Below are 21598 nucleotides of genomic sequence, written 5' to 3' on the forward strand. Positions count from 1 at the left end.
CCCGAATGTGGAACGGGTCACAGTTCCAGGGCTGTTGGGGGCCGCGGGTGAGAAGGGTCACGCCCGGAGCGCTTTCGCGGCCCGCGGCGGCGGCCGCCCCCGGCAGGACTGGGCGGGCGCCGTTCCGGCACGGGCGAAGGGCCTGTCCGCTTCGGGACCTTGGTCGCGAATCCCCTCGACCTTCGGCCCGGTGGCGGCCCCGCGGGGCCGGGGCAACCGTGGACGGTCGCCCGTTGTGACCGGGCGATGGCGCCGTCCGAGGTGGGCGGCGTCTTCCCCTGCCGTCTACCCGGCGCACGGTGCGCAGTGCGTGCCGTACGCTCCGGAGGACCCCCAGCACATGTCCCAGACCATCGACAACGCCCCGTATACCGCGTTCCACCGCAGGCTGGCCCTGGCCTGTTCGGGCGGACCCCTGCTCGACGGCTACATCCTGAGCATCGTCGGCGTCGCCCTGATCGGGATGCGCCCGGACCTCGGGCTGTCCACCGCCGAGGTCAGCCTGATCGGCGCCGCCGCGCTGGTGGGAATGTTCGTCGGCGGCGCGCTCTTCGGCGTGCTGACCGACAAGATCGGCCGGGAGGTGATGTACACCGCCGACCTGCTCGTGATGGTCGCCTGCTCGGTGCTCTCCTTCTGGGTGGACGCGGTGTGGGCGATCGCCGTGCTGCGCTTCGTGCTCGGCATGGCCGTGGCCGCCGACTACCCCATCGCCACCTCGCTGCTCGCCGAGTGGCTGCCCGCCAAGAAACGCGGCCGCCTGCTCGGGCAGCAGATCGTCGCCTGGTACGCCGGCTCGGTGCTCGCCTACGTGGTGGGCTACCTGTTCCTGGAGCTGGCCGGGCCGGGCAGCTGGCGGTGGATGCTGGCGAGCTCCACGGTGCTGTGCGTGGTGTTCCTGGTGATCCGGCGCGGCTCGCCGGAGTCCCCGCGCTGGCTCGCCGCCAACGGGCGGGTCGGTGACGCGGTGCGCGTGGTCGAGAAGCACCTCGGGGTCCGGGTCGACGGCCGCGAGCTGATGCCCGATCCGGCCGAGCGCGGCCGCCCCGCCGGGCTGCGCCTGCTGATGACCCAGCCCTACCGGCGCCGCACCCTGTTCTGCGGCCTGTTCTTCATGTGCCAGGTCGGCCCGCTGTTCGCGATGCTCACCTTCGGCCCGCAGATCCTCTCCTCCTTCGGCATGCCGGGCGGCACCGTGACGGAGACCCTCGGCACCGGCCTGATCAGCCTGGTCTTCCTGCTCGGCTGCTACCCGGCGCTGCGCCTGATCGACACCCGCGGCCGGCGGCCCGTCATCATCTGGTCCTTCGCGCTGATGACCGTCCCGCTGGCGCTGCTGGGCGTGTGGCCCACCGCCCCGGCCGCCGTCGCGCTGCTGGCGCTGTGCGCGTACGCCTTCCTGTGCGGCGGGCCGAACGTGCTCGACTGGACCTACCCCAACGAGCTGTTCCCCACCGAGATCCGTGCCACCGCCGTGGGCGTTGCCACCTCGGTCAGCCGGATCGGCGCGGCCGTCGGCACCTACCTGCTGCCGCTGTCGCTGACCGGGCTCGGCACCGGCCCGACCATGCTGATCGCCGCCGGGACCACCGCCGTCGGCCTGCTGGTCTGCGTCCTGTGGGCCGAGGAGACCCGCGGCACCGCGCTCGGCGCCTCCCCCGCGGCCGCCGCCGGCGCCCCGCGCCCGGCCCGGGCCGCCGTCCCCACCCAGCGGGTCCCGCAGACGGCGCGCTGACGGCCGCCGCGCACGGCCCCCGCGTCCCGCTTCGACGGCGCCGCCCGGTTCCCCGGGCGGCGCCGTCCGGCGTTACGGGGTGCCGACCCTTGCAAGTCCCTGCGTGCGCAACTATTGTTTGCGAATGTAAATGCAGCTGCAAAAGTTGCATGCTCGTCCTTGATTAGCCTCTGCGTCCTGGCGTCAGCCGCCCCACCGGGAGTCCGACATGAGCACCTCTCTCTTCGCCCCGTTCACCCTGCGGTCCCTGACCGTCCCCAACCGCATCTGGATGCCGGCGATGTGCCAGTACAGCGCCGCCCCGAACGGGGACGCGGCCGGCGTGCCCACCGACTGGCACTTCGCCCACCTCGCGGCCCGCGCCGCCGGCGGCACCGGGCTGATCATCACGGAGGCCACCGCGGTCAGCCCCGAAGGACGCATCAGCCCGTACGACCTCGGCATCTGGAACGACGAGCAGGTCACCGCCTTCCGCCGGATCACCGACTTCCTGAAGAGCCAGGGCACCGTCCCCGCCATCCAGCTCGCCCACGCCGGACGCAAGGCCTCCACCGAGCGCACCTGGATCGACCGCGGACGCCCCGTCACCCCGGACGAGGAGCACGGCTGGACCCCGGTCGGCCCCAGCGCCGACGCCTTCTCCCCCGCCCACACCACCCCGGACGAGCTGACCGAGGAGCAGATCGGCGGGATCGTGCGGCAGTTCGCCGACGCCGCCCGGCGCGCGCTCGACGCCGGCTTCCAGGTCGCCGAGGTCCACGGCGCCCACGGCTACCTGGTCCACCAGTTCCTCTCCCCCGCGTCCAACCACCGCACCGACGGCTACGGCGGCTCCTACGAGGGCCGCATCCGCTTCGCGCTGGAGGTCGTCGACGCCGTCCGCTCGGTGTGGCCCGAGGACCTGCCGGTCTTCTTCCGCGTCTCCGCGACCGACTGGATCACCGAGAACCCGCAGGACGGCCGCGAGGGCTGGACCTCGCAGGACACCGTCCGCCTCGCCAAGGAGCTCCGGGCCCACGGCGTCGACCTGCTCGACGTCTCCACCGGCGGCATCGTCCCCGACGCCCGGATCGAGGCCGGGCCCGGCTTCCAGGTGCCCTTCGCCGAGGCCGTGCGCCGCGAGACCGACCTGCCGGTGGCCGCCGTCGGCCTGATCACCGACCCCGCCCAGGCCCAGGCCATCCTCACCGACGGCCACGCCGACGCCGTCCTGATCGGCCGCGAACTGCTGCGCGACCCCTACTGGGCCCGCCACGCCGCCGCCACCCTCGGCGGCGAGGTCGCCACCCCCGCCCCGTACCACCGCGCCTGACGCCCGCATGCGCGCGTGGGGCGGGGAGCCGATCCGGTCGGCTCCCCGCCCCACGCGGGCCCCAGGGGGCTGCTCAGGCTCCCTGTCGCCGCGAGCCGTCGGCGCCTTCGTCGTCCACGGCCGTGGCGTCGCTCAAGTCCTCCACTCTCACCGGCCGTTGGCCGTCGAACACGACCGCGAGGCCGTAGGGGTCGCAGATCGGCAGGCGTCCCTCGGCGAAACGCAGGTGCCACTCGTCGAGGTAGAAGTTGAGCTGCGGGCAGTCCAGGGGGAAGTCCGCGACGGGCAGGCCGCGGTAGGGCTGCGCCTGTGCTTCGGTGAGGCCGAAGAAGGCCGGGTCGGCCTCCACCTGCTCGCGCACGAAGCGGATCCCCGTCCCGATGTAGTGGTCGACCCTGCCGAGCACCTCGCCGACCAGGGGAAGATCGGCCCGGTCGAGGTCGTCGGTGCCTTCGAGCAGGATGGTGGTCTCGACGGGGGCGCCGTACAGCGTGCTCCTCGGCGCCCGGGCCACGCTCCAGACCCTCAGCCCATCGGGCCCCTGATCGGGGAGCAGCTGTCCGATGCCGCTGCGGAAGACGTTCGAGGACACGGCTGCTCCATCTCGCGAAAACCCGGGAACGGACGGACAACGCTACCCCGGCGCAGTGCGGGCCCCGTCCGATCGGGTGCGTGGTCCGCAGGAAATCTTTCGGCCCGGGTAGGGCGGGGTGATGCCATTTCAGGGGGTCCGGGCCGCAAATCTTCCTGTGGAGGTGGAGTTGCGTGGCGGACTTGAGTTGGAGTGCGCTCCAAGTTCTACGGTTCCTTCCGTGGTCGCCGCCGCGGTGGTCGGCGGCCGGGAAACGGGAGAGGAGCAGCGCAGATGAGCATGTCCGCGAGTGAGGCCGAGGTCCGCCGGGAGCGTTTCGCGCACGGGTCCGAGGTGCTCGACCGGATCGACGGCGAGGCCGGGCGGCGGGTGGTGGAGTCGCTGGGCGAGGTGAGCCCCGAGCTCGGGCACCAGGTGGTCGCGTGGGGGTTCGGGGAGATCTACAGCCGTCCCGGGCTGGCGCCGCGCGAGCGGCAGTTGGTCACCCTGGGCATGCTCACCGCGCTCGGCGGGTGCGAGCCGCAGTTGGAGGTCCACGTCAACGCCTCGCTGAACGTCGGGCTGACGCCGCAGGAGATCGTCGAGGCGCTGCTGCACTCCGCCGTCTACTGCGGGTTCCCGAAGGCGCTGAACGCGACCTTCGTCGCCAAGAAGGTGTTCGGCGAGCGCGGCCTCCTGCCGGTCGTGACGGACCGGCCGGCAGACGTGCCGTCGGACCGGCAGGCCGACTGACCGGCAGCCGGCCCCACGGCCCGGTGGTGCTGGTGCGCGCTTCGGTACGGCGGGTGCCGCACCTGGCCCGCCCCGCTGCAACAGGGCGGGCCGGATCCCCTGGGTGGTGTCGAGTGGCAACAACCGCACCCCAGCGAAGAGGCCTCGCCCCGCAGGCCGGAGCGGGAGGTCGGCCCGTCCGGCGTGTCATGCCGTGGCCGGTGGTTCCTCCTCGGGCAGCAGGTGCCGGCCGAGGTGCGCCGTGAGGAACGCGGCGATCGTCTCCGCATCGGTGGACTCCGCCGGCAGGTCACCCGGGCGGGGTTGGTGGATCCTGATGAGTTCGTCCCTCAACCGGGCGTCGAGAAGCGGCGCCTGGTAGCGGTCGATGGTCCCGCGGTGGAACAACCAGGTGGAGATCCTGACCGCGGGGCAGCGGCCGGGCTGCGGCTCGTCCGACAGATGGCCCTCGTGCCAGGCGCCGACGTAGACGTAGTTGGCGCGCCTCAGGGCTCCGTCGAGGTTCGGGGTGGGGAGATCCTTCAGGTTCCAGTAGCTGCGGGCTTCGGCCTCGGGTACGGGTCCCGGGAGTGCGGCAAGCCAGAGACGAAATTCGAACACCGAAGCAGCTTGGCAGACCTTCACCGGACCGTCGGCCGGGACATCGGCTCAGAACCCGGTCAGGGTCGTCTTGCCGATCGCCGCACCGGACTCCTGGAGTCGGTGGGCCGCCCGGAGGTTGGCGGCGTTGACGGGGCCGAGGTCGCGGGTGGCGGTGGTGGTCAGGACGCCCGCGTCCACCAGGCGCGCGACCCGGTCGAGGATCCGGTGCTGCACCGCCTGGTCGGCGGTGGCGTGCAGGGAGCGGGTGAACATGAACTCCCAGTGGAAGGAGATGCTCTTGCCCTTGAGGACGCCGATGTCCAGGGAGTCGAAGTCGTCGATGGCGACGATGCCGCCGAAGGGGTTCAGGGCCTCGGCGTAGGCGGCGAGGTTGCGGTCGGTGGCGACGGTGCTGAAGACGTGGTCGAGGCCGCCGGGGGCGGCCTTCGCCAGCTGCGGGCCGAGCGGGCGCGTGTGGTCGATCACGTGGTCGGCGCCCATGCGGCGGGCGAAGTCGGCCGACTCCGGGCGGGACGCGGTGCCGATCACGGTCAGGCCGGTGAGGGCGCGGGCGAGCTGGGTGACGAGGGAGCCGACGCCGCCCGCGGCGGCGGTCACCAGCAGGGTGCCGCCCTGCTCCGGGCCGCCGGTGCCCAGGCCGAGGCGTTCGAAGAGGCCCTCCCAGGCGGTCAGCGCGGTCAGCGGCAGCGCGGCGGCCCCGGCGTGGGAGAGGGTGGCGGGCTTGTGGCCGACCAGGCGCTCGTCCACCGCGTGGTAGCGGGAGTTGGTGCCGGGCCGCTCCAGGGCGCCGGCGTAGTACACCTCGTCGCCGACCTCGAACAGTTCCACCTGCGGGCCGACCGCGACCACGGTGCCGGACGCGTCCCAGCCCAGCACCCGCGGCTCACCGCCCGGGTCGGCGTTCTGCCGGACCTTGTGGTCCACCGGGTTGACGGCCACCGCCTCCACCCGCACCAGCAGGTCGCGCGGGCCCGGCCGGGGCACGGGCAGCTCGACGTCGAGCAGGCTCTGCGGGTCGTCGACCGGCAGGCTCCTGCGGTAGGCGACGGCGGGCATCGTCGCGGGGATCGCGGCCGTCCCGGGGGTCGTGGTCGTCTCGGGCATCAGGGGTCTCCTCGTCGGAAGGGGTGGGCGGCGCATCGCCGTCCGGGCACGTCGGCGACGGTATGCGAGGGGTGGTGGTTACCCGCAAGGACCATTGGTACCCATCGGGTACCGAAGCAGTACCCGATGGGTACCATCGGCGGGTGACGACGACCCGTACGGCGAAGAGCCATGCCCCCGACTGCACCGACCCCAGGTCCGTCTACGCCGCGGCCTGCCCCTGCCGCGACATGCTCGACCTGCTGGCCAACAAGTGGAGCGCCCTCGCGCTGGGCGCCCTGGAGGACGGCCCGCAACGCTTCGGCGCGCTGCGCACCCGCCTGCAGGGCGTCAGCCCCAAGGTGCTCACCCAGACCCTGCGCCGGCTGGAGGAGCACGGCCTGGTCGACCGCGAGATCCACGCCGAGGTCCCCCCGCGGGTCGAGTACAGCCTCACCGCACTGGGCGCGGACGCCTGCGTCCCGCTGGCTCACCTGCGCACCTGGGTGGAGCACAACATCGACCGCTTCCCCGGCCCCGCCTGAGCCCGGCCCGCCCGAAAGGCCCGGGGCGAAACGCGCATGCGCTTCCGTCGGGGCGGCGGCCCTCGCCCGGCTCACCGAGCTGTCCCGGGGGCCGGTCGCGACGACCTGCCTCGTCGTCGGGGACGACGGTGAGGAGCCGGGCCCCCGGATCGCGCATCCCGCGGTCGACGGCCGGGCACCAGTGGCGCCAGCCGTCCCGGAAGACCACCTGCTCGCCGCCGTCCGCCCGGCGCTCCTGGGCCGCCCGCCGCGCCGGAGCCGCGGAGGGTCAGCCGTCGGCCTGGTCCGGACGGCGGCGCTGGCGCAGCGAGATCCGGTTGCCGTCCGGGTCCGCCGTCTCGATGCGGACCCCGAATCCGTAGTCCTCCGGCTCCGGCAGGTCGAAGACCACCCCGCGGTCGCGGAACACCCGGACGTCGGCCCGCAGGTCGTCCGATTCGAGGATGACCGGGCCGGGCGTCCCGTCCGGCCCGTCCGGCCGGCCCGCGGCGGCGGGGTGCGCCCACAGGAGGAGTTCGACCGGGGTGCCGGGGACGCCGACGGTGAGGAAGCGTCCGCCGGGGTTGGGGAAGTCGATGCGCTTCTCCAGGCCGAGCTGCTCCGTGTAGAACGTCAGGGCGCGGTCCTGGTCGGTGACGTAGAGCGTCACGTACATGAGGTTGGTGAGCACGGTGCGGTCCTTCCGGCTGTCGGTCGCTGTCGCCTCACCGACGGATCCCGGCCCGGGGATGTGACGGACGGAGGGATTTTTTCCGGTCATCCGGCTGCGCGCGGGTCGGGCCGTTCCCGGTCGGCGGCCGGGCCTGGCAGGGCGAGGGTCGCCCGCAGGCCGCCGGCCGGGTCGGGGGCGAGGTGGAGTTCGCCGTGGTGGGCCTCGGTGACGGCGGCGACGATCGCCAGGCCCAGGCCGTGGCCGCGGCGGGCCGGGTCGGTCCCGGCGGTGCGCCCGCGTCCGCGCAGGAACGGTTCGGTGAAGGTGGCCACGGCCTCCTCCGTCAGCCGCGGGCCGGTGTTGGTGACGGTCAGGTGCACCCGGCCGGGCCGCTCGGGGTCGGCCCCGGTGGCGACGGTGACCCGCCCGCCGGCGCCGGGCGGCAGGTTGTGCCGCAGCGCGTTGTGCAGCAGGTTGACGGCCGCCTGGCGCAGCAGGACGGGGTTGCCGGTGGTCGGGGCGGGGCGCAGGTCGGCGGTGAGGGTGACACCGAAGGCCTCGGCCTCGTCGCGGACGGCGGCCAGCGCCTCGCCGGTGGCGGCGGCGAGGTCGGTGGGGGCGAGGTCGGGCGGGGCGTGGCCGAGGTCGGCGAGCTGGAGCAGGGCTTCGCTGATCTCGATGCCGCGCTGGTTGGTGTCCTGGAGGCGGGTGACGAGGCGGCCCCAGTCCTGGCCGGCCGGGTCGGCGGCGGCGACCTGGAGCATGGTGCGGGTGATCGCCAGCGGGGTGCGCAGTTCGTGGGAGGCGTTGGCGGCGAAGCGCTGCTGGGCCTCGAAGGAGCGCTGGAGGCGTGCCAGCATCTCGTCGAAGGCGTCGGAGAGGTCGGTGAACTCGTCGCGCGGCCCGGTGAGGGCGATGCGGTGTTCCAGGGCCCCGCTCGCGGCGCGGTGGGCGGCGCGGGTGATGTCCTGCAGCGGGCGCAGCACCCGGCCGGCGATCAGCCAGCCGCCGATCAGGCCGACGGCGGTCAGCAGGGCCAGGGCGTAGCCGCTGGCCCTGAGCAGCGAGTCCAGGATCTCCTGGCGGGAGGGGGCGTCGGAGCGGTAGCGCGGGTTGGAGGAGGTGAGGGGGTAGTTGGGGACGTAGCGCATGCCGACGTAGACCACGGCGAGGGAGAGGAGGCCGGCGGTGACGGCGAAGAGGGTGTAGCTGAGGGTCAGGCGCATCCGGGCGGTCAGGCGGCGCGGGCGGTTTCCGGTGCGGCGTCCGCCCGTACGGCGGCCGCCCGTACGGCGGCCGGGGTCGGAGGAGTCGGAGCCGGGGTCGGGGTTCACCGCGGGGTGCCTTCCTGGCCGGGGTCGGTGGAGGGGTCGGTGAGGCGGTAGCCCACGCCCGGCACGGTCTGGATCACCCACGGGTCGCCGAGGCGTTTGCGCAGGCCGGAGATGGTGATGCGGACGGCGTTGGTGAAGGGGTCGGCGTTCTCGTCCCAGGCGCGTTCCAGCAGGTCCTCGGCGCTGATGACGCCGCCGCGCGCCGCCATCAGGACCTCCAGGACGGCGAACTGCTTGCGGGACAGGCCCACGTAGCGGCCGTCCCGGTAGACCTCGCGGCGGAAGGGGTCCAGGCGCAGCCCGGCGTACTCCAGGACGGGCGGGGCGGCCTGGGCGGGGCGGCGGGCCAGCGAGCGCAGCCGTACGACGAGTTCGGCGAGGTCGAAGGGCTTGGTGAGGTAGTCGTCGGCGCCGAGTTCGAAGCCGGCGACCTTCTCGTTCAGGCGGGCGGCGGCGGTGAGCATCAGCACCCGGCAGCCGAGGCCGCTGCGGACGATGCTGCGGCAGACGTCGTCGCCGTGGGTGCCGGGGATGTCGCGGTCGAGGACGACGACGTCGTAGCTGTGGACGGCCAGGCGCTCCAGCGCCGCGTCGCCGTCGGTGACGATGTCGCAGGCGATCGCCTCCAGCCGCAGGCCCGCCTGGACCGCCTCCGCGAGGTAGATCTCGTCCTCCACCACCAGGACCCGCACGTGCCGTTCTCCCTGCTCTCCGCTGTTCGTACCCATTGGACCCGATGGGACCTATCGAAAACGTATCGGCCTGCGCAGACGTCCTCGCAACACCGGCTCTCCTCCAATGGTCCGGCAACGGACGAGCACCACCGGGAGGCAGGAATGGACACGACGGACACCCCGACGGAGACGGGTACCGGCACGGCCACGGGCACGGCGGCGCGCGGCGGACGGCGGCGGCTGGCCGCGGGCGCCGCCGCGACGGCGGTGCTGACCCTGGCCGGGGCGTGCGCCGCCGCCGACCCGCCGGGCGCCGGGGCGGTGCTGCGCACCCTGGCGGCCACCGTCACCGCCAAGCCCGTCACGACGGAGGCCGAGGCGGACGGGGAGATCCCGGACGGCAGGACCCTGAGCCCTTCCGACACCGGCTCCCCGGCCGTGGGCAACCTGGACGGGCCGCTGCGCGAGGCCCTGCAGCGGGCGGCCGGCGACGCCCGGGCCCAGGGCATCGAGATGACCGTCACCTCCGGCTGGCGCAGCAAGGCCTACCAGCAGCGGCTGCTGGACCGGGCGGTGACCAGGTACGGGAGCGTGGAGCAGGCCCGGAAGTTCGTCAACACGCCGGAGAAGTCCGCGCACGTCTCCGGCAAGGCGGTGGACGTCGGCCCGACCAGCGCCGACTACTGGCTGATCCAGTACGGCGCCCGGTACGGGCTGTGCCAGGTGTACAACAACGAGATCTGGCACTTCGAACTGCTCACCCGGCCGGGCGGGACCTGCCCGGCTCCGCTGCCGGACGCCGCAGGGTGAGGGGGCGCGCCGTGACGTCTTCCGTGCCGTCCGAGACGCCCGGGGCGTCCGTGCCGCCCGTGCCGCCCGGGGCGCCCGCACTGACCGGGGCGCCCGCCCGGCCCGGCCCGCCGGAGCGACGGCGACGGGCCGCGCCGACGTGGCCGGCCGCACCGAGATGGTTGGCCGCACTGAAGCGGCTCCTCGTGTCGAGGGGGCAGGGCGCACCGGGGCGGGGAGCCGCGCCCGCGTGGCGGGCCGTGCCCCGCTGGCGGCGCGGGCGCGTGCCCGCCGCGCTCGGGCTGCTCACCGCGCTCGCCCTGGGCGGCCACCGGCTGGTGCCGGAGCTCGGCGTGGGCCTGGGCAGTCTGTGGGAGAGCGCCCTGCCGTGGAGCGGCCTGGTGGCGGTGGCGGCGCTGCTGTGCGCGGCGCTGCGCCGGGCACCGGCGGCGGCCTGCGCGGGCGGGGTGCTGGTGGCGGTGTGGGCGGTGGTGTTCGGGCCGCTGCTGCTGTCCGGCGGGGCCCCGGCGGGCGGGGCCGGCGGGCCGGGCCTGACGGTGGTCACCCACAACGTGAACGCCGCCAACCGGGACCCGGCCGGCACCGCCCGCGCGCTGCTCGCCGCCGACCCGGACCTCATCGCGCTGGAGGAGGTCACCGACGCGGCCCTGCCCGCCTACCGGAGCGTGCTGGACCGGGCCCTGCCCCACCACGCCCGCACCGGCACCGTCGCCCTGTGGAGCCGCTACCCGGTGACGGAGTCCCGGCGGCTGATCATCGACCCCGGCTGGAACCGCTCCCTGCGGGCCGAAGTCAGCGCCCCGGGCGGGCCGTTGGCGGTGTACGTCGCCCACCTCGCCTCGGTGCGCACGACCTTCTCCGGCTTCGCCACCGCCCACCGCGACCGCGACATCGCCGCCCTCGCCGGGGCCCTGGACGCCGAACCGCTGCGCCGGGTCGTGCTGCTGGGCGACCTCAACACCGCCGCCGACGACCGCGCCCTGGCCCCGCTGGCCCGCCGTCTCACCCCGGCCCGCAGCGGCTTCGGTTTCAGCTGGCCGGCCGCGTTCCCCCTGGTCCGCATCGACCACGTGCTCACCCGCGGCCTTGCCGCCACCGACACCTGGACCCTCCCCGCCACCCCCAGCGACCACCGCCCGGTGGCGGCGAGGCTGCAGGGGTGACGGCAGGGGCCCGGCGGCCGGGCCGGGACCGTGCTCCCGGCCCGGTCAGGCGACCAGGCGCAGCCAGGCGGCCGCGAGTGCGGCGTGGCCGGCCGGGGTCGGGTGGACGCCGTCCGCGGACCAGTGCTCCGGTCGGGCCGTCGCGCCGAGTTCGGCGAACCTGCCGTCCGCGGCGAGCAGTTGGGCGCCGTACCGGCGGGCGAGCCTGCGCACGGCCTGGATCTTCGGGTCCAGGTCGGCGCGCCACTGCTCGCGTTCCTTCTCGCCGATGAGCACCGCGTCGCCGGCCTCGACGACGCCGCGGATCGGCACGAGGAACGGCTCGATGAGGAGCAGTTGGGTGCCCGCCTCGGCGAGGGGCGCGAGCAGGCGGTCGTAGGTCGCCTCGAAGCGCTCCGCGGGGATCGGGTACCCCTCCGGGTCGAGGGTGTGCCAGCCCGTGTCGTTGACCCCGACGAGGATCGACACCACGTCCGGGCGCGCGTCGAGCACGTCCGTGCGCCAGCGGGCCTCCAGGTCCATCGCCTTGTCGCCGGCGTTCGCGGTGTTCAGCCAGGTCACCGGCCGGTCCGGGTGGCGGTGGCCCCACTCGCCCGCGACGAGCAGCGGGTAGCCGGTTCCGAGGCCGTCCTCGCTCTCCCGGCGCCGGCCGTCGGTGATCGAGTCGCCGGTGAACATCACGGTGCTTCCCGGCCGGACGGTGATCGTCATGTGCGCTCCTTGGAAGAGGTGGGGCAGGTCCTCTTCCAAGGTGCCGGGCCGCGCCGTCGGCACACCGGCGGCCGTCGGCATTCCGCCGTCATCCGGCTTTCACCATCGTGTATGTGACGTGGCGTCAGCTCGCGGGGACGGCGTCCTTGGGCAGGGTGTGCCAGTTGGTGACGACCGGCTTGTCGACCGGGGTGGTGCCGACGGGGACGCTCGCCGGGTTCGGGTCGGGGGTGCCGATGCCGATGATGACGTCGGTGTACTGGACGGCCTGGTTGCCCTTGGTGGTCTTGGCCATGATGCCCGCGTAGGCGGTCTTGGCGCCGCTCAGGGTGATCGACTCTCCGGTGCCGTGCTCGAAGGGCCCGGCCTCGATGCCGCCGGAGCCGAACGCGATGACGGGGTGGGTGGCGGGGAGCGTGCAGGTGATGCCCTGCTTGGCCTTGGCGCTGATCAGGATGTAGCCGCCGGCCTGGGTTTCGGCCTTCGCGGTGAAGTCCAGGTCGTTGGCTCCGCAGGCCTGGCCGTACCCGCTCTTGTCGGCGCCGGGGGCGGAGGGGGCGGAGGGGGCGGCGGAGGACTTGGGCGGGGCGGTCTTCGTCGGCGCGGCCCCGGCCGGGGCGGCCGTGGTGGGCGCGGCGGCGGGTGCCGCGGGGCCGGTGGCGGCGGGGCCGGTGGCGGCGGGAGCGGCGCTCGTGTCGCTGTTGTCCGGTCCGCAGGCCGTGGCGGTGGCGGCGATCGCCGCGACGGCGGCGGCGGTGAGGACGAGGCGGCGCGTGCGCATGGGTTCTCCTGCTGTCGATTTTCGGCGGTGCGTTCTCCGATGCGTGATCACCGTACGCGGGGGTCGTTCACGGGCCGGTGCGGGAAATATCCCGATCCTGTCCCAGAAGGCGCGCGGGGAAGACGGCCGGGCCGGCCCCCCGGGGGGAACCGGCCCGGCCGCTGAGGCGAGGTCAGGACAGCAGATCCGCCTGGAGGGTGACGACCTGCCGGAACGGCGCGGTGGGCACGCCGGCGGGGTTGGTCATGGTGACGACGGCGAGGACGTCGGCGGCGGAGAGGTAGGCGACGCGGGCGGTGGGGGCGCCCTTGGAGCCGGCCGCGGTGGACTCCACGGTGGTCAGGCTCATGCCGTCGAGGGTGTCCCAGTCGTCGTGGGGGGTGCTCCTGGTGTCGGCGGCGGCCTTGGGGCGACCCTTGGAGCGCAGGTCGGCGAAGGCCTCCCAGGACTCCCGGACGGAGCCGAAGCGCAGCAGCCGGATCTGGGTGCGGGTGCCGTCGGAGGCCGTCCACTCCCGGACGGTGGCCGCGCGGCAGGCGTCCTCCAGCAGCAGGACGCGCACCTTGACCGGGTCCTGCTGGTCCTCGGCGAGCGCGTCGCAGGGCACCCACTGGCCGAACCCGGAGCCGGCGGCGGGCGCGCCGGCGGCGGCCGAGGGCGCCGGGGAGGCGGTCGGCGACCCCGAGGCGGTGGGCGCCCCCGAGGGGACGGCACCGGCACCGGGGGCCGGGAAGACGGGCGGGGTCAGCGAACCACCGGCCTCCTCGGGCGCGGGCAGCAGCAGGTGGCGCAGGTCCGCGTGGTGCAGGGACTTGCCCTTGTCGTCCGGGGCGTTCTTGCCGGCGGGCAGCGGCGGCAGGGTCAGCGGCGCGAAGGTGTAGCGGCCGTCGCTCGCGGTGGCCAGGCCCGGCAGGTCGGTGCGCTCGGGCGCGGTGACGGCCAGAGCGGTGCCGGTGCCGGCGAGGACGAACACCAGGGCGGCGCCGCCCCAGCGCACCGCGGCCTTGCGGCGCAGGGCCCGGCGGGCCTCCCGCTCCGCGAGGACGGCCGGGTCCTCGGGGACGGCGACGGGCGCGGCGAGCGCCGCCAGGAGCGGATCGGGCGCGTTCGCGGGCGCGGGAGCGTTCGCCGGGACGTTCCCGGGCGCGGGCGCGGGCGCGGGCGCGGGCGCGTTCTCGGGCGCGGGCGGCGGGGTGGCGTGGTCGGTCATACGGACGCTCCCGGGCGGGCGAGGCGGTCGAGCTGGGCGGTGAAGAGGGCGACGATCCTGTCCTTGGGCAGCGGTGCCACGCCCTCGGCGCTCATGATCACCAGGAGGTCGCCCTCGGCGGCCGAGCACTCCAGGTAGTCGATCGGCGCGGACGGCGGCGCCGGCATCAGGTAGCAGTGCGCCTCGGGGTGGCCGGGGATCGCCGGGCCGATCCGGAACAGGCCGGTGTCGCCGGTGAAGACCGCGGTGTACTCGTTGATCCGCTGCACTTCCTGCTGGTTGAACTGGCGCAGCTTCAGACCGATCACCAGGTCGTCCCCGTCGGCGCGGTAGGTGCGCACGCCGGTGGCCTTGACGTGCATGCTCTCCCAGTAGGCGCGCATCTTGTCGCGCTTCTCCTTGGGGAGCTGCTGGAGGTCGGCGTCCAGCTCGGCGGCCAGCTGCTCGCCGCCCAGCTCGGTGTCGTTGCCGTAGCCGCCGTCGTCCGGGCCGGGCTGGTAGCCGGCCGGGACGGGCAGCAGCAGGTCGCGCAGCGAGCCGAAGTGGCTGCCGTTGGACTTGGCGCCGTACGGCGTGGCGGTCGCGGTGGGCGTGGGACCGGTGGACGGGGCGGCGACGGTGACCGGCGCGGGGTCGTCGTACCGGGTCTTGATGATGCCGACGCCGATGACCACGCCGACCAGCGCGGCCGCGGCGGTCGCGGCGCCCGCGCGCAGCAGGCGGCGGGAGGCGGGACTCGGACCGGCGGGAACGCCGGGTGCGGCGGGTGCGGCGGGCACCGGCTCGGGGGTGCCGGGGGCGGCAGCGGTGGTCACGGTGTCGTCGTTCATCGGGGACCTCCGTGGATACCCCCGGCTTGGGCCGGGGGAGGAAACGGGCTGCCTGCGGGGCAGGTCAGGGAACGGCGTTTCGCCGTTGGAACGGACCGCCGTACAGGTGGCCACAGGTGATTGTCAGTGCCTGCTGGCAGGCTGATCCCGTGTATCTCAGGTACTCCTATCGCATCTATCCGACGGAACGTCAGTGTCAGGTACTGGCCCGTACGTTCGGGTGCGTGCGGGTGGTCTACAACGATGCGCTCGCCCTGCGGAAGCAGGCGTGGAAAGCGGACCGGTCGAATATCCCGACCGGCACATTGGCCAAAGCTGTGATCACCGACGCGAAGAAGACCGTTGCCAGGTCGTGGCTCGGGTCGGTGTCGGTGGACGCCTTGCAGTCGTCCCTTCGCGACCTGGACACCGCCTACCGGAACTACTTCGACTCGAAGACCGGCAAGCGGGCCGCTCGCCCGGTGGGCCTGCCCGTGTTCAAGTCCCGCAAGGACAACCGGCAGTCGCTGCGGTTGTCCCGGAACGGGTTCCGCCTGCGGTCCAACGGCAAGCTGCATCTTGCCAAGATTGGTGACGTCCGGGTCAAGTGGTCCCGGCCTCTGCCTTCCGGCCCCTCGTCCGTGACGGTGGTTCTCGATCCCTCCGGCCGCTACCGCGCCAGCTTCGTCGTGGACGTCGAACCCCAGCATCTTCCCGCATTGGACACCGAGATCGGAGTCGACCTCGGTTTGACCACATATGCCGTTCTCTCGGACGGCACAGTGATCGACAACCCGCGCTTTCTGCGAAAAGCGGAGCGCCGGTTGAAGGCCGCCCAGAAGGCTCTGTCCCGCAAGGCCAAGGGATCGAAGAACCGGGCGAAAGCTCGGCGCAAGGTCGCCAGAGCTCACGCCAAGGTGGCCGACACCCGCATGGACTGGTTGCACAAGCAGACGACCAGGATCATCCGCGAAACCCAAGCGGTGTACCTGGAAGACCTGAATGTGCACGGCCTTGCCCGCACCCGCCTGGGCAAGTCCGTCCACGACGCGGGATGGTCGACCTTTCGGCGTCTCCTTGAGGAGAAGGCCACGCGGTACGGACGACACCTCGGCGTGATCGGCCGGTACGAACCCACGTCGCAGGTGTGCTCCACGTGCGGAACCTTGGACGGGCCCAAGCCGCTGGACGTCCGCCTGTGGACGTGTGGCGCGTGCGGCACCTCTCACGATCGTGACCTCAATGCTGCTCGAAACATCCTGGCCGCCGGGCGGGCGGACAGGCTGAACGCCTGCGGAGGGCCAGTAAGCCCCGGCGTGGCAATCCCACGCCGGGCACGGCCCGTGGAAACAGGAACCCACCGGAGCGTCGGCGGCACCGGGCGCAAGCCCCGCGCCGCGGGCGCGGCCGGAATCCCCGTGCTTCAGCGCGAGGAGGACGTCAAACCAGCCGCTCCCACTGCCGCTTGGCGAGGTCCTTGAGGATGTCGGGGTTCACCGGCTGGGGGCCGAAGACCTCGACCTTCATCTCCAGCGGGCCGCGCTTGGCGACGGCCTCGCCGAGGTAGTACTGCTCGTTGCTGTCGGCCCAGTGGTGCGGCGCGGCGTCCACCTTGTAGCCGCCGGGAGCGCCGTCGGCGAACGCCGGCCAGGTGACGGAGCGCACCTGGTCCGCGTGGTCCGCGGTGTACTGGGTCAGCGTGATGCGGTAGCGGACGTCGTCCTTCTTCCAGGCCACCTCGGCCGCGCGGCGGAAGCCGTTGGAGGCGAGGTCCTTGAAGGTGGCGACCTCGTCGCCGTTCTCCTCGGCGAGTTCGCCGATCGAGACCCAGCTCGGCTTGTCCGCGAAGTCCGCCCAGGGGGCGCTGCCCTCGGGGGCGGTGATCAGCAGCTTGGTCAGGTCGCCGTCGATGGCCAGCGGCTTGGGCTGTTCGGCGGCGAGGGCGGCCGGGTCGACCGTGCCGGCCGGGTAGGACGGGTGGGCGACCTGGAGCGGCGGCAGCGGCGTGGGCGGGCGCTGGGCCTGCACGGCGTAGCCGATGCCGCCGCCGGCCAAAGTGCCCAGCACCAGGGCGCAGGCGCCCAGCAGCACGGGGCGGGGGCGGCGCGGGGCGCGCGGGGCGGGAGCGGGCTCGGCCGCGAACGGCTCGGCGGGGACGGCGGGTTCGCCGTGCTCCGGCGCGACGGGCGGGGCGACGGGCGGCATGGCGGGCGGGGCGACGGGCGACGGCGGGACAGCGGCCGCGGACGCGGCGGGCACGGCGGGCACGGCGGGCACCGGCTCCGCGGGTTCGGTGGTCACGGAAGTGGCTCCAGAGAAGGGGGAAGAGGAAGGGGCGGAATCGGGCGGGCGGGCGGAGCCGGGCTCAGCCGCCGGCGGTGAGCCACTCGCGCTGGCGCTTCATCAGCTCGTTCAGCAGCGCCTTGTCGGGCGTCCCCTTCACGTCGACGTCGACCGTGTACTGCACGTCGCCCTGGCTGGAGATGCCGCTCATCGATCCGGTGTAGGCCTGCTGCTTGGGGGCCTGCAGGTAGCCGTGGCCGCCCGGGTCGCCGTCGATGTCGAACGGGCTCAGCGACTTGACCTCGTAGCCCTTGACGAAGTCGCGTGCCGCCGCGGTGGAGCCGAACTTCAGCAGGGTGACGGTGACTTCGGCCTTGCCGTCGGCGGTCCGGTACGTCCGGGTCGCGCCGCTCCTGTAGCCGTACGAGCCGAGGATGTCCATGATGCCGTCCTGCTTGCCGAAGAGCGCGGCGACGTCGTCGTTGGTCATGGTCATCCCGTCCGCGGGACCGTAGGACTCGCCGCCGGCCGGGAGGGGGAGCAGGAAGTAGCGCAGGTCGCCCTCGTGCTGGCCGTTCTTGACCGTGCCCTTGACGGTGCTGGCGGGGGCGGGTTCGGCCGGGGCGGCGGTGGGCGCCGGGACGGGCGCGGCCGAGGGCGTCGCGGACGCGGTGGCGCTCGCGGTGGCACTGGCGCTCGCGCTCGCGGCCACCCGCGACGGGGCGGGGGCGGCCGCGGCCGAGCGGGCGGCGGGCTTGCCGACGGCGACGGTCACCGCGGCGCTGGCCGCGGTGACGGCGAGCAGGCCGGCGGTGGCCAGCGCGACGCCGACGGCGCGCGGCAGCCGGCGCGGGGCCGGCTGCGTTGCCGGCTCCGGTACGGGCGCAGCGGCCGGCTCGGCCGGTGCCGGAGGTGCGGCGGCGGCGCCCTCGTTCTCGGGCTCAGGCTCGGGCAAGGAAATCCCCCCAGGAAGAATGCGGAATCCCACGCGCGGGCCCCTTGCGGGCGCCACTGCCCCAGCGGGTTCTCCGGGAATTCCGTTACGCGTGTCGGCAGGAATTATGAGAGGCCGCCGACACCGCTGCCAAAACAGTTAACCGTCACACTTTCCCCCAATGTTCGACGAATCGGACACACCGTGATCGAACCGCAATGGGCGCTGTCCTGCGGTGATGACACTGTGTCGACACATCGATTCGAACACGGCCTCCTCCCGCCCCGGCGGCCCGTGACGATGTCGCGGTCCCGTCACCGCTCGGCACGAAGGCGCGCCCGCGGGGTCGGGACGGCGTCAAGAACGGGCAAGGACGGGGAGAAGGACGGGAAAAAAGGGGGGACGTGCCGTGACGAGGGGGAAAGCCGGCCGCCGGCGGGCGTGGCCGGCCGTGGTGGCGCTCGCGGCGCCGGCCGCCGCCGGAGCACCCGTGGTGTGGGCGTGGTCGCTGGACCGGCCGGTGGGCGCGGGGCCGCTGTGGCTGTGCGCCGCCGCACTGGCGGTGGGCACGGCCGCCTCGGTCCGGCCGGGCCGAGGTGCGGATCAACGGCCGGACCGGCGGGCGGGCCGTCGCACGGGAGGCGGCGGGGACGCGGCGGTCCGCGCGTGGGCGGTGGTGCTGCTCGCGACCGCCTGGGGGACGGCGTTCGCGACGGCCCAGGCCGTCCACACCGTCCAGGTGCGGGCGCACGAGCCGCGCAGCGTCGCGGCGGTGGTGACGCACTGCCGGGCGACCGGCCAGCGGCCGGTGGAGGGCGGCGGTCTGGGCTCGAAGACGTACGGCTGCACCTACCGTTGGAGCGTGGACGGACAGGAGTTCAGCGAGGAGCGCCCGGTCGACGAGCCCTACCCGGACGGCCATGAGGTCCGGGTGGGGCTGGAGGACGGCGGGCGGATGGTCACCGGCCGCCCGAGCCCGGCGGCGGTCCCGTTCTGGATCGTGCTGGCCCTGCTCGGCCTGGCCGCCGTACCGTACGCCGCCGTCCGCCTGGCCGCTCAGGTCCGGGAGGCGGACCGGTGAGCAGCGGCGGCGGGACCGGCCCGCGGTTCGCCGTCGGCCCCGGGTACGCGCTGTACCAGGGGCCGCTGGCCGACAGCGCCTTCCACCGGCACACCACCTTCCAGATCGCCGTCGCGGGCGCCACCCGCACGGTGGCCATCGAGGACGACACCGGGCGGCGCCACCGCGGTCCCGCGCTCGTGGTGCCGCCGATGGTGCGCCACCGGATGGCCCCGACCCGGGAGGTGCTGACCTTCTACGTCGACCCGCACTGCGCCTTCGCCGACCGGCTGCGCGCGGACTGCGGCGACGGGGTCACCGTCGCCCCGCAGTGGCACGGCCTGACCGAGCGGGAGGTACGGCCGGACGGCGGGCTGCCCGCCACCGGCCTGGACCCGCGGCTGCGCGCGGCCATGGCGGCGCTGGCCGACGGCCGGGAGCCGCTGGAGGGCCTCGCCGCACGCGTCGGGCTGTCCCCGCAGCACCTGCGGGCCCTGGCGCGGCGGCAGTTGGGGGTGCCGCTGGCGCGCTGGCGCAGTTGGCAGCGGCTGTCCCGGGCGGCGCTGGCGCTCGGCGAGGGGTGCTCGCCGGCGCAGGCGGCGTTCGCGGGCGGGTTCGCCGACCAGGCCCACTTCTCCCGGTGGATGCGGGAGTTGACCGGGCTGACGCCCTCGCAGGTGCTGCCCGCGCTGCGCGCGGCGGAGGGCGGGGCCGGGGATGCGGCCGGGGGTGCGGCCGCTCAGCCGGGGCGGCGCGCGGTGTAGAGGGACATCGAGCCGGTCACCGTCGCGACGGTGTCCGTCTCGCGCACGCCCTCGAAGCCCGCCTCGGCGATGAGGCGGGGCAGGATGCCGTCGGCGTTGGTCTGGGTGTCCTGCTTCCCGTCGGCGAACTGGACGATCCGGAAGGCCAGGCGCATGGCCGGGGTGCGCTGCCGCCCGTAGTCGGCGATCACCAGTTTGCCGCCGGGGCGCAGGGTGCGGTGCATGGCGGCGAGGATCGCCCGCTTCATCGGGACGGGGCACTGGTGGAGGACGAGGCTGGAGACGACGGTGTCGGCCGCTTCGTCGCCGACGACCTCGGCCACCGCGTCGCCCATGCCGGTGCGGAAGTCGGGGGTGGCGCCGGCCGCGGCGGCCTTGCGGCGGGCCAGGCGCAGCACGGCGGGGTCGGGGTCGACGCCGATGACGGTGGCCTGCGGTTCGGCGCGGTGGAGGAGGACGGCGAAGGAGCCGGTGCCGCAGCCGACGTCGACGATGACGTCACCGGGGCGGGGGGCGGCGTGCATGGCCAGCAGGCTGCGCCACAGGCGTTCGCGGGTGAGCGAGACGATGGGGTCGTAGAGGCCGAGGGCGAAGCGTCCGGCCGCGGGGGTGAAGGTGTCGGTCGGTGTCATGGGGTCAGTGTGGGCGGGTGGTTGGGGCGGAGTCTTGAACGAATCGCTCGCCCGCCTCGCCCGCTGAGACGCCTGCGGCCGGGCGGCTCCCGCGGGGGCTGGTGTCAGGACGATCCGGAGTTCGCACGGGCCTCGTTCGATAGTCCTGGGCCGTGCCCCACCTGTTCCTTCGCCGGTCTCGACGTCGCGCAGGAAGTCGGCGGGTCCGACTTCCTGCGCACAAGGGGGCAGTGAGGGCGGCGGGAGCGACGACAGGCCCACGGCATCACCGAGGTTGCGAACCGCAGCACAGCACCGGGTGGCCCCGCGCACTCCGCGGGGCCGCCCGAGAGCTCTTCAGAAACGGTCCGGAACGTCGCCCGCCCTGATGCCGATGACGAAGGACCGCCACGCCTCGACGGTGAAGGCGAGAGCCGGACCGTGAGGATCCTTGCTGTCCCGAACCCGAACCATGCCCGTGACGCCATCGGCCACCTCGACGCAGTGGCCTTGGCCATGGCTGTGGGCGCTCCTGCGCCGGACGGCCCCGTGGGATCGATCGCTCATGTCGGTTCCGGCCACAGTTCCGTGAACGGCCTGATAGCGAACACGCATGAGGACAAGGAAGCACGAGCCTTCTTGCCGACCCGCCGCAGAAGCTCTCTGCGTTCGCAAGTGCGCGTCATGCCTGAGCGCTTCACCCCTACCAGGCATGCCAGAGCGCATCGTGGCGGTGGTGGACCGGAGGGATGTCCGCACCGTCGGTGTCGTGGCCGGCGCGGTGCAGCCCGCGGATCCGCTGGGCGTCGAGTCGGCCCCGGAGCCGGGCCCGGCTTTCGGCCGTGGCGATCTCGACGGAGAACGAGCCCGTCCTGCAGTCGAGCACCGTCGACAGCCGAAAGGTGATCCGACGCCGCGTCTTCTTCGGGACGGGGCGACGGCCTTCGCGGGCGGCCCGGCCCAGTTCGGCGTGGTCGTAGCGGAGGTCGTACAGGGACATGGACTCCATTGCGCCCTCCTCGACGCGGAGTTGCCTGGGAGTCGTGCGGACGGTTCGGGACATCAAGAGCCTCCGTGGGGCCCTCCGGACTCTCCAGAGGTACCTACGGCGGGTGCGCATTGGTCAGCACGACTCGCTCCCCCATCGGTCGGGATGATCTACCCGGGCAGCACAGTAGTCGCGCGCAGGCGTGGGGGCCC

Annotated in this window: 24 protein-coding genes; 9 read left to right on the forward strand and 15 right to left on the reverse strand. The window is 74.0% G+C overall.

All coding sequences use genetic code 11. The annotated features are described in order from the left end of the window. The first annotated feature begins 340 nt into the window (after window positions 1-340). Both ACZ6EM_RS29630 and ACZ6EM_RS29635 read left to right on the forward strand, forming a co-directional pair. Window positions 341-1735, forward strand: coding sequence for an MFS transporter (locus ACZ6EM_RS29630; RefSeq protein ID WP_465773658.1), 1395 nt, complete (start codon window positions 341-343; stop codon window positions 1733-1735). A gap of 208 nt (window positions 1736-1943) precedes the next feature. Further along, window positions 1944-3047: an NADH:flavin oxidoreductase/NADH oxidase gene (locus ACZ6EM_RS29635; protein ID WP_465773659.1), complete on the forward strand. Its 1104-nt coding sequence runs from the start codon at window positions 1944-1946 to the stop codon at window positions 3045-3047. Between the two features lie 73 nt (window positions 3048-3120). Here ACZ6EM_RS29635 and ACZ6EM_RS29640 read toward each other — a convergent pair whose 3' ends face one another. Next, entirely contained in the window at window positions 3121-3639 is a 519-nt protein-coding gene (locus tag ACZ6EM_RS29640) for a hypothetical protein (protein WP_401054852.1), read from the reverse strand. Window positions 3640-3918: 279 nt separating this feature from the next. Here ACZ6EM_RS29640 and ACZ6EM_RS29645 point away from each other — a divergent pair, with 279 nt between their 5' ends. Next, window positions 3919-4371 carry a carboxymuconolactone decarboxylase family protein gene (locus tag ACZ6EM_RS29645; protein WP_401054856.1) on the forward strand — a complete coding sequence of 151 codons (453 nt, stop codon included), beginning with the start codon at window positions 3919-3921 and terminating at the stop codon, window positions 4369-4371. A 186-nt stretch (window positions 4372-4557) separates the two neighbouring features. On the opposite strand, the gene ACZ6EM_RS29650 is transcribed toward ACZ6EM_RS29645, so the two are convergent. Beyond that, the gene (locus tag ACZ6EM_RS29650; protein ID WP_465773660.1) at window positions 4558-4971 is read right to left on the reverse strand and encodes a hypothetical protein; all 414 of its coding nucleotides are present in this window, start codon (window positions 4969-4971) and stop codon (window positions 4558-4560) included. 48 nt (window positions 4972-5019) lie between these two features. Further along, entirely contained in the window at window positions 5020-6078 is a 1059-nt protein-coding gene (locus ACZ6EM_RS29655) for a zinc-binding alcohol dehydrogenase family protein (RefSeq protein ID WP_452180688.1), read from the reverse strand. Between the two features lie 143 nt (window positions 6079-6221). Here ACZ6EM_RS29655 and ACZ6EM_RS29660 point away from each other — a divergent pair, with 143 nt between their 5' ends. Next, a complete protein-coding gene (locus ACZ6EM_RS29660) occupies window positions 6222-6602 on the forward strand; it encodes a winged helix-turn-helix transcriptional regulator (protein WP_401055248.1) in 381 nt (126 codons plus the stop codon). 268 nt (window positions 6603-6870) lie between these two features. Here the strand turns inward: ACZ6EM_RS29660 and ACZ6EM_RS29665 are convergent, their stop codons facing one another. The 3 genes from ACZ6EM_RS29665 to ACZ6EM_RS29675 form a co-directional block, all read right to left on the reverse strand. Then, entirely contained in the window at window positions 6871-7272 is a 402-nt protein-coding gene (locus ACZ6EM_RS29665; RefSeq protein ID WP_401055247.1) for a VOC family protein, read from the reverse strand. 86 nt (window positions 7273-7358) lie between these two features. Further along, window positions 7359-8588 (reverse strand): sensor histidine kinase, encoded by a 1230-nt coding sequence (locus ACZ6EM_RS29670; RefSeq protein WP_465773661.1) that lies wholly within the window; start codon window positions 8586-8588, stop codon window positions 7359-7361. Further along, window positions 8585-9280 (reverse strand): response regulator transcription factor, encoded by a 696-nt coding sequence (locus tag ACZ6EM_RS29675; RefSeq protein WP_359910714.1) that lies wholly within the window; start codon window positions 9278-9280, stop codon window positions 8585-8587. Before ACZ6EM_RS29675 ends, ACZ6EM_RS29670 begins: the two co-directional genes overlap by 4 nt. Before the next feature lie 144 nt (window positions 9281-9424). Here ACZ6EM_RS29675 and ACZ6EM_RS29680 point away from each other — a divergent pair, with 144 nt between their 5' ends. Together ACZ6EM_RS29680 and ACZ6EM_RS29685 are read left to right on the forward strand one after the other, a co-directional pair. Then, entirely contained in the window at window positions 9425-10072 is a 648-nt protein-coding gene (locus tag ACZ6EM_RS29680) for a M15 family metallopeptidase (RefSeq protein WP_401045131.1), read from the forward strand. 263 nt (window positions 10073-10335) lie between these two features. Next, on the forward strand, window positions 10336-11235 hold the full coding sequence (locus ACZ6EM_RS29685; RefSeq protein WP_401045128.1) for an endonuclease/exonuclease/phosphatase family protein: 900 nt from the start codon (window positions 10336-10338) through the stop codon (window positions 11233-11235). Window positions 11236-11280: 45 nt separating this feature from the next. Here the strand turns inward: ACZ6EM_RS29685 and ACZ6EM_RS29690 are convergent, their stop codons facing one another. From ACZ6EM_RS29690 to ACZ6EM_RS29705, 4 genes are all read right to left on the reverse strand, one after another. Continuing rightward, a complete protein-coding gene (locus ACZ6EM_RS29690) occupies window positions 11281-11946 on the reverse strand; it encodes a GDSL-type esterase/lipase family protein (protein WP_401045125.1) in 666 nt (221 codons plus the stop codon). A gap of 124 nt (window positions 11947-12070) precedes the next feature. Next, entirely contained in the window at window positions 12071-12727 is a 657-nt protein-coding gene (locus ACZ6EM_RS29695) for a DUF4232 domain-containing protein (protein ID WP_465773662.1), read from the reverse strand. Between the two features lie 172 nt (window positions 12728-12899). Beyond that, window positions 12900-13937, reverse strand: coding sequence for a hypothetical protein (locus ACZ6EM_RS29700; RefSeq protein ID WP_465773663.1), 1038 nt, complete (start codon window positions 13935-13937; stop codon window positions 12900-12902). After that, window positions 13934-14767, reverse strand: a complete 834-nt coding sequence (locus tag ACZ6EM_RS29705; protein ID WP_452180683.1) for a hypothetical protein — start codon at window positions 14765-14767, stop codon at window positions 13934-13936. The genes ACZ6EM_RS29700 and ACZ6EM_RS29705 overlap by 4 nt, the downstream gene beginning before the upstream one ends. A gap of 149 nt (window positions 14768-14916) precedes the next feature. On the opposite strand from ACZ6EM_RS29705, the gene ACZ6EM_RS29710 reads away from it, so the two are divergent. Then, window positions 14917-16227: an RNA-guided endonuclease InsQ/TnpB family protein gene (locus ACZ6EM_RS29710; protein WP_465773696.1), complete on the forward strand. Its 1311-nt coding sequence runs from the start codon at window positions 14917-14919 to the stop codon at window positions 16225-16227. On the opposite strand, the gene ACZ6EM_RS29715 is transcribed toward ACZ6EM_RS29710, so the two are convergent. Together ACZ6EM_RS29715 and ACZ6EM_RS29720 are read right to left on the reverse strand one after the other, a co-directional pair. Further along, window positions 16187-17047, reverse strand: coding sequence for a hypothetical protein (locus ACZ6EM_RS29715; protein ID WP_465773664.1), 861 nt, complete (start codon window positions 17045-17047; stop codon window positions 16187-16189). The two genes, ACZ6EM_RS29710 and ACZ6EM_RS29715, sit on opposite strands and share 41 nt — an antisense overlap. A 64-nt stretch (window positions 17048-17111) precedes the next feature. Further along, window positions 17112-17984, reverse strand: a complete 873-nt coding sequence (locus tag ACZ6EM_RS29720) for a hypothetical protein (RefSeq protein WP_465773665.1) — start codon at window positions 17982-17984, stop codon at window positions 17112-17114. Window positions 17985-18372: 388 nt separating this feature from the next. Between ACZ6EM_RS29720 and ACZ6EM_RS29725 the strand changes: the two genes are divergently transcribed. Both ACZ6EM_RS29725 and ACZ6EM_RS29730 read left to right on the forward strand, forming a co-directional pair. Continuing rightward, the gene (locus ACZ6EM_RS29725) at window positions 18373-19044 is read left to right on the forward strand and encodes a hypothetical protein (RefSeq protein ID WP_465773666.1); all 672 of its coding nucleotides are present in this window, start codon (window positions 18373-18375) and stop codon (window positions 19042-19044) included. After that, complete coding sequence (locus tag ACZ6EM_RS29730) at window positions 19041-19787, forward strand: AraC family transcriptional regulator (protein ID WP_465773667.1); 747 nt, start codon at window positions 19041-19043, stop codon at window positions 19785-19787. Before ACZ6EM_RS29725 ends, ACZ6EM_RS29730 begins: the two co-directional genes overlap by 4 nt. Here ACZ6EM_RS29730 and ACZ6EM_RS29735 read toward each other — a convergent pair. From ACZ6EM_RS29735 to ACZ6EM_RS29745, 3 genes are all read right to left on the reverse strand, one after another. Further along, window positions 19763-20419 carry a class I SAM-dependent methyltransferase gene (locus tag ACZ6EM_RS29735; protein ID WP_401045104.1) on the reverse strand — a complete coding sequence of 219 codons (657 nt, stop codon included), beginning with the start codon at window positions 20417-20419 and terminating at the stop codon, window positions 19763-19765. The two genes, ACZ6EM_RS29730 and ACZ6EM_RS29735, sit on opposite strands and share 25 nt — an antisense overlap. A 336-nt stretch (window positions 20420-20755) precedes the next feature. After that, the gene (locus ACZ6EM_RS29740) at window positions 20756-21124 is read right to left on the reverse strand and encodes a DUF397 domain-containing protein (RefSeq protein ID WP_465773668.1); all 369 of its coding nucleotides are present in this window, start codon (window positions 21122-21124) and stop codon (window positions 20756-20758) included. Continuing rightward, window positions 21102-21407, reverse strand: a complete 306-nt coding sequence (locus ACZ6EM_RS29745; RefSeq protein ID WP_465773669.1) for a hypothetical protein — start codon at window positions 21405-21407, stop codon at window positions 21102-21104. Before ACZ6EM_RS29745 ends, ACZ6EM_RS29740 begins: the two co-directional genes overlap by 23 nt. Between the last annotated feature and the right edge of the window lie 191 nt (window positions 21408-21598).

The organism is Kitasatospora sp. NPDC041917 (assembly GCF_055589745.1).

Excerpts from the sequence above, each read along its gene's own strand:
- ACZ6EM_RS29630 (WP_465773658.1), top strand. The coding sequence starts at position 341 with ATGTCCCAGACCATCGACAACGCCCCGTATACCGCGTTCCACCGCAGG.
- ACZ6EM_RS29635 (WP_465773659.1), top strand. The coding sequence starts at position 1,944 with ATGAGCACCTCTCTCTTCGCCCCGTTCACCCTGCGGTCCCTGACCGTC.
- ACZ6EM_RS29645 (WP_401054856.1), top strand. The coding sequence starts at position 3,919 with ATGTCCGCGAGTGAGGCCGAGGTCCGCCGGGAGCGTTTCGCGCACGGG.
- ACZ6EM_RS29655 (WP_452180688.1), bottom strand. The coding sequence starts at position 6,078 with ATGCCCGAGACGACCACGACCCCCGGGACGGCCGCGATCCCCGCGACG.
- ACZ6EM_RS29680 (WP_401045131.1), top strand. The coding sequence starts at position 9,425 with ATGGACACGACGGACACCCCGACGGAGACGGGTACCGGCACGGCCACG.
- ACZ6EM_RS29690 (WP_401045125.1), bottom strand. The coding sequence starts at position 11,946 with ATGACGATCACCGTCCGGCCGGGAAGCACCGTGATGTTCACCGGCGAC.
- ACZ6EM_RS29695 (WP_465773662.1), bottom strand. The coding sequence starts at position 12,727 with ATGCGCACGCGCCGCCTCGTCCTCACCGCCGCCGCCGTCGCGGCGATC.
- ACZ6EM_RS29700 (WP_465773663.1), bottom strand. The coding sequence starts at position 13,937 with ATGACCGACCACGCCACCCCGCCGCCCGCGCCCGAGAACGCGCCCGCG.
- ACZ6EM_RS29705 (WP_452180683.1), bottom strand. The coding sequence starts at position 14,767 with ATGAACGACGACACCGTGACCACCGCTGCCGCCCCCGGCACCCCCGAG.
- ACZ6EM_RS29735 (WP_401045104.1), bottom strand. The coding sequence starts at position 20,419 with ATGACACCGACCGACACCTTCACCCCCGCGGCCGGACGCTTCGCCCTC.
- ACZ6EM_RS29740 (WP_465773668.1), bottom strand. The coding sequence starts at position 21,124 with ATGCGCTCTGGCATGCCTGGTAGGGGTGAAGCGCTCAGGCATGACGCG.
- ACZ6EM_RS29745 (WP_465773669.1), bottom strand. The coding sequence starts at position 21,407 with ATGGAGTCCATGTCCCTGTACGACCTCCGCTACGACCACGCCGAACTG.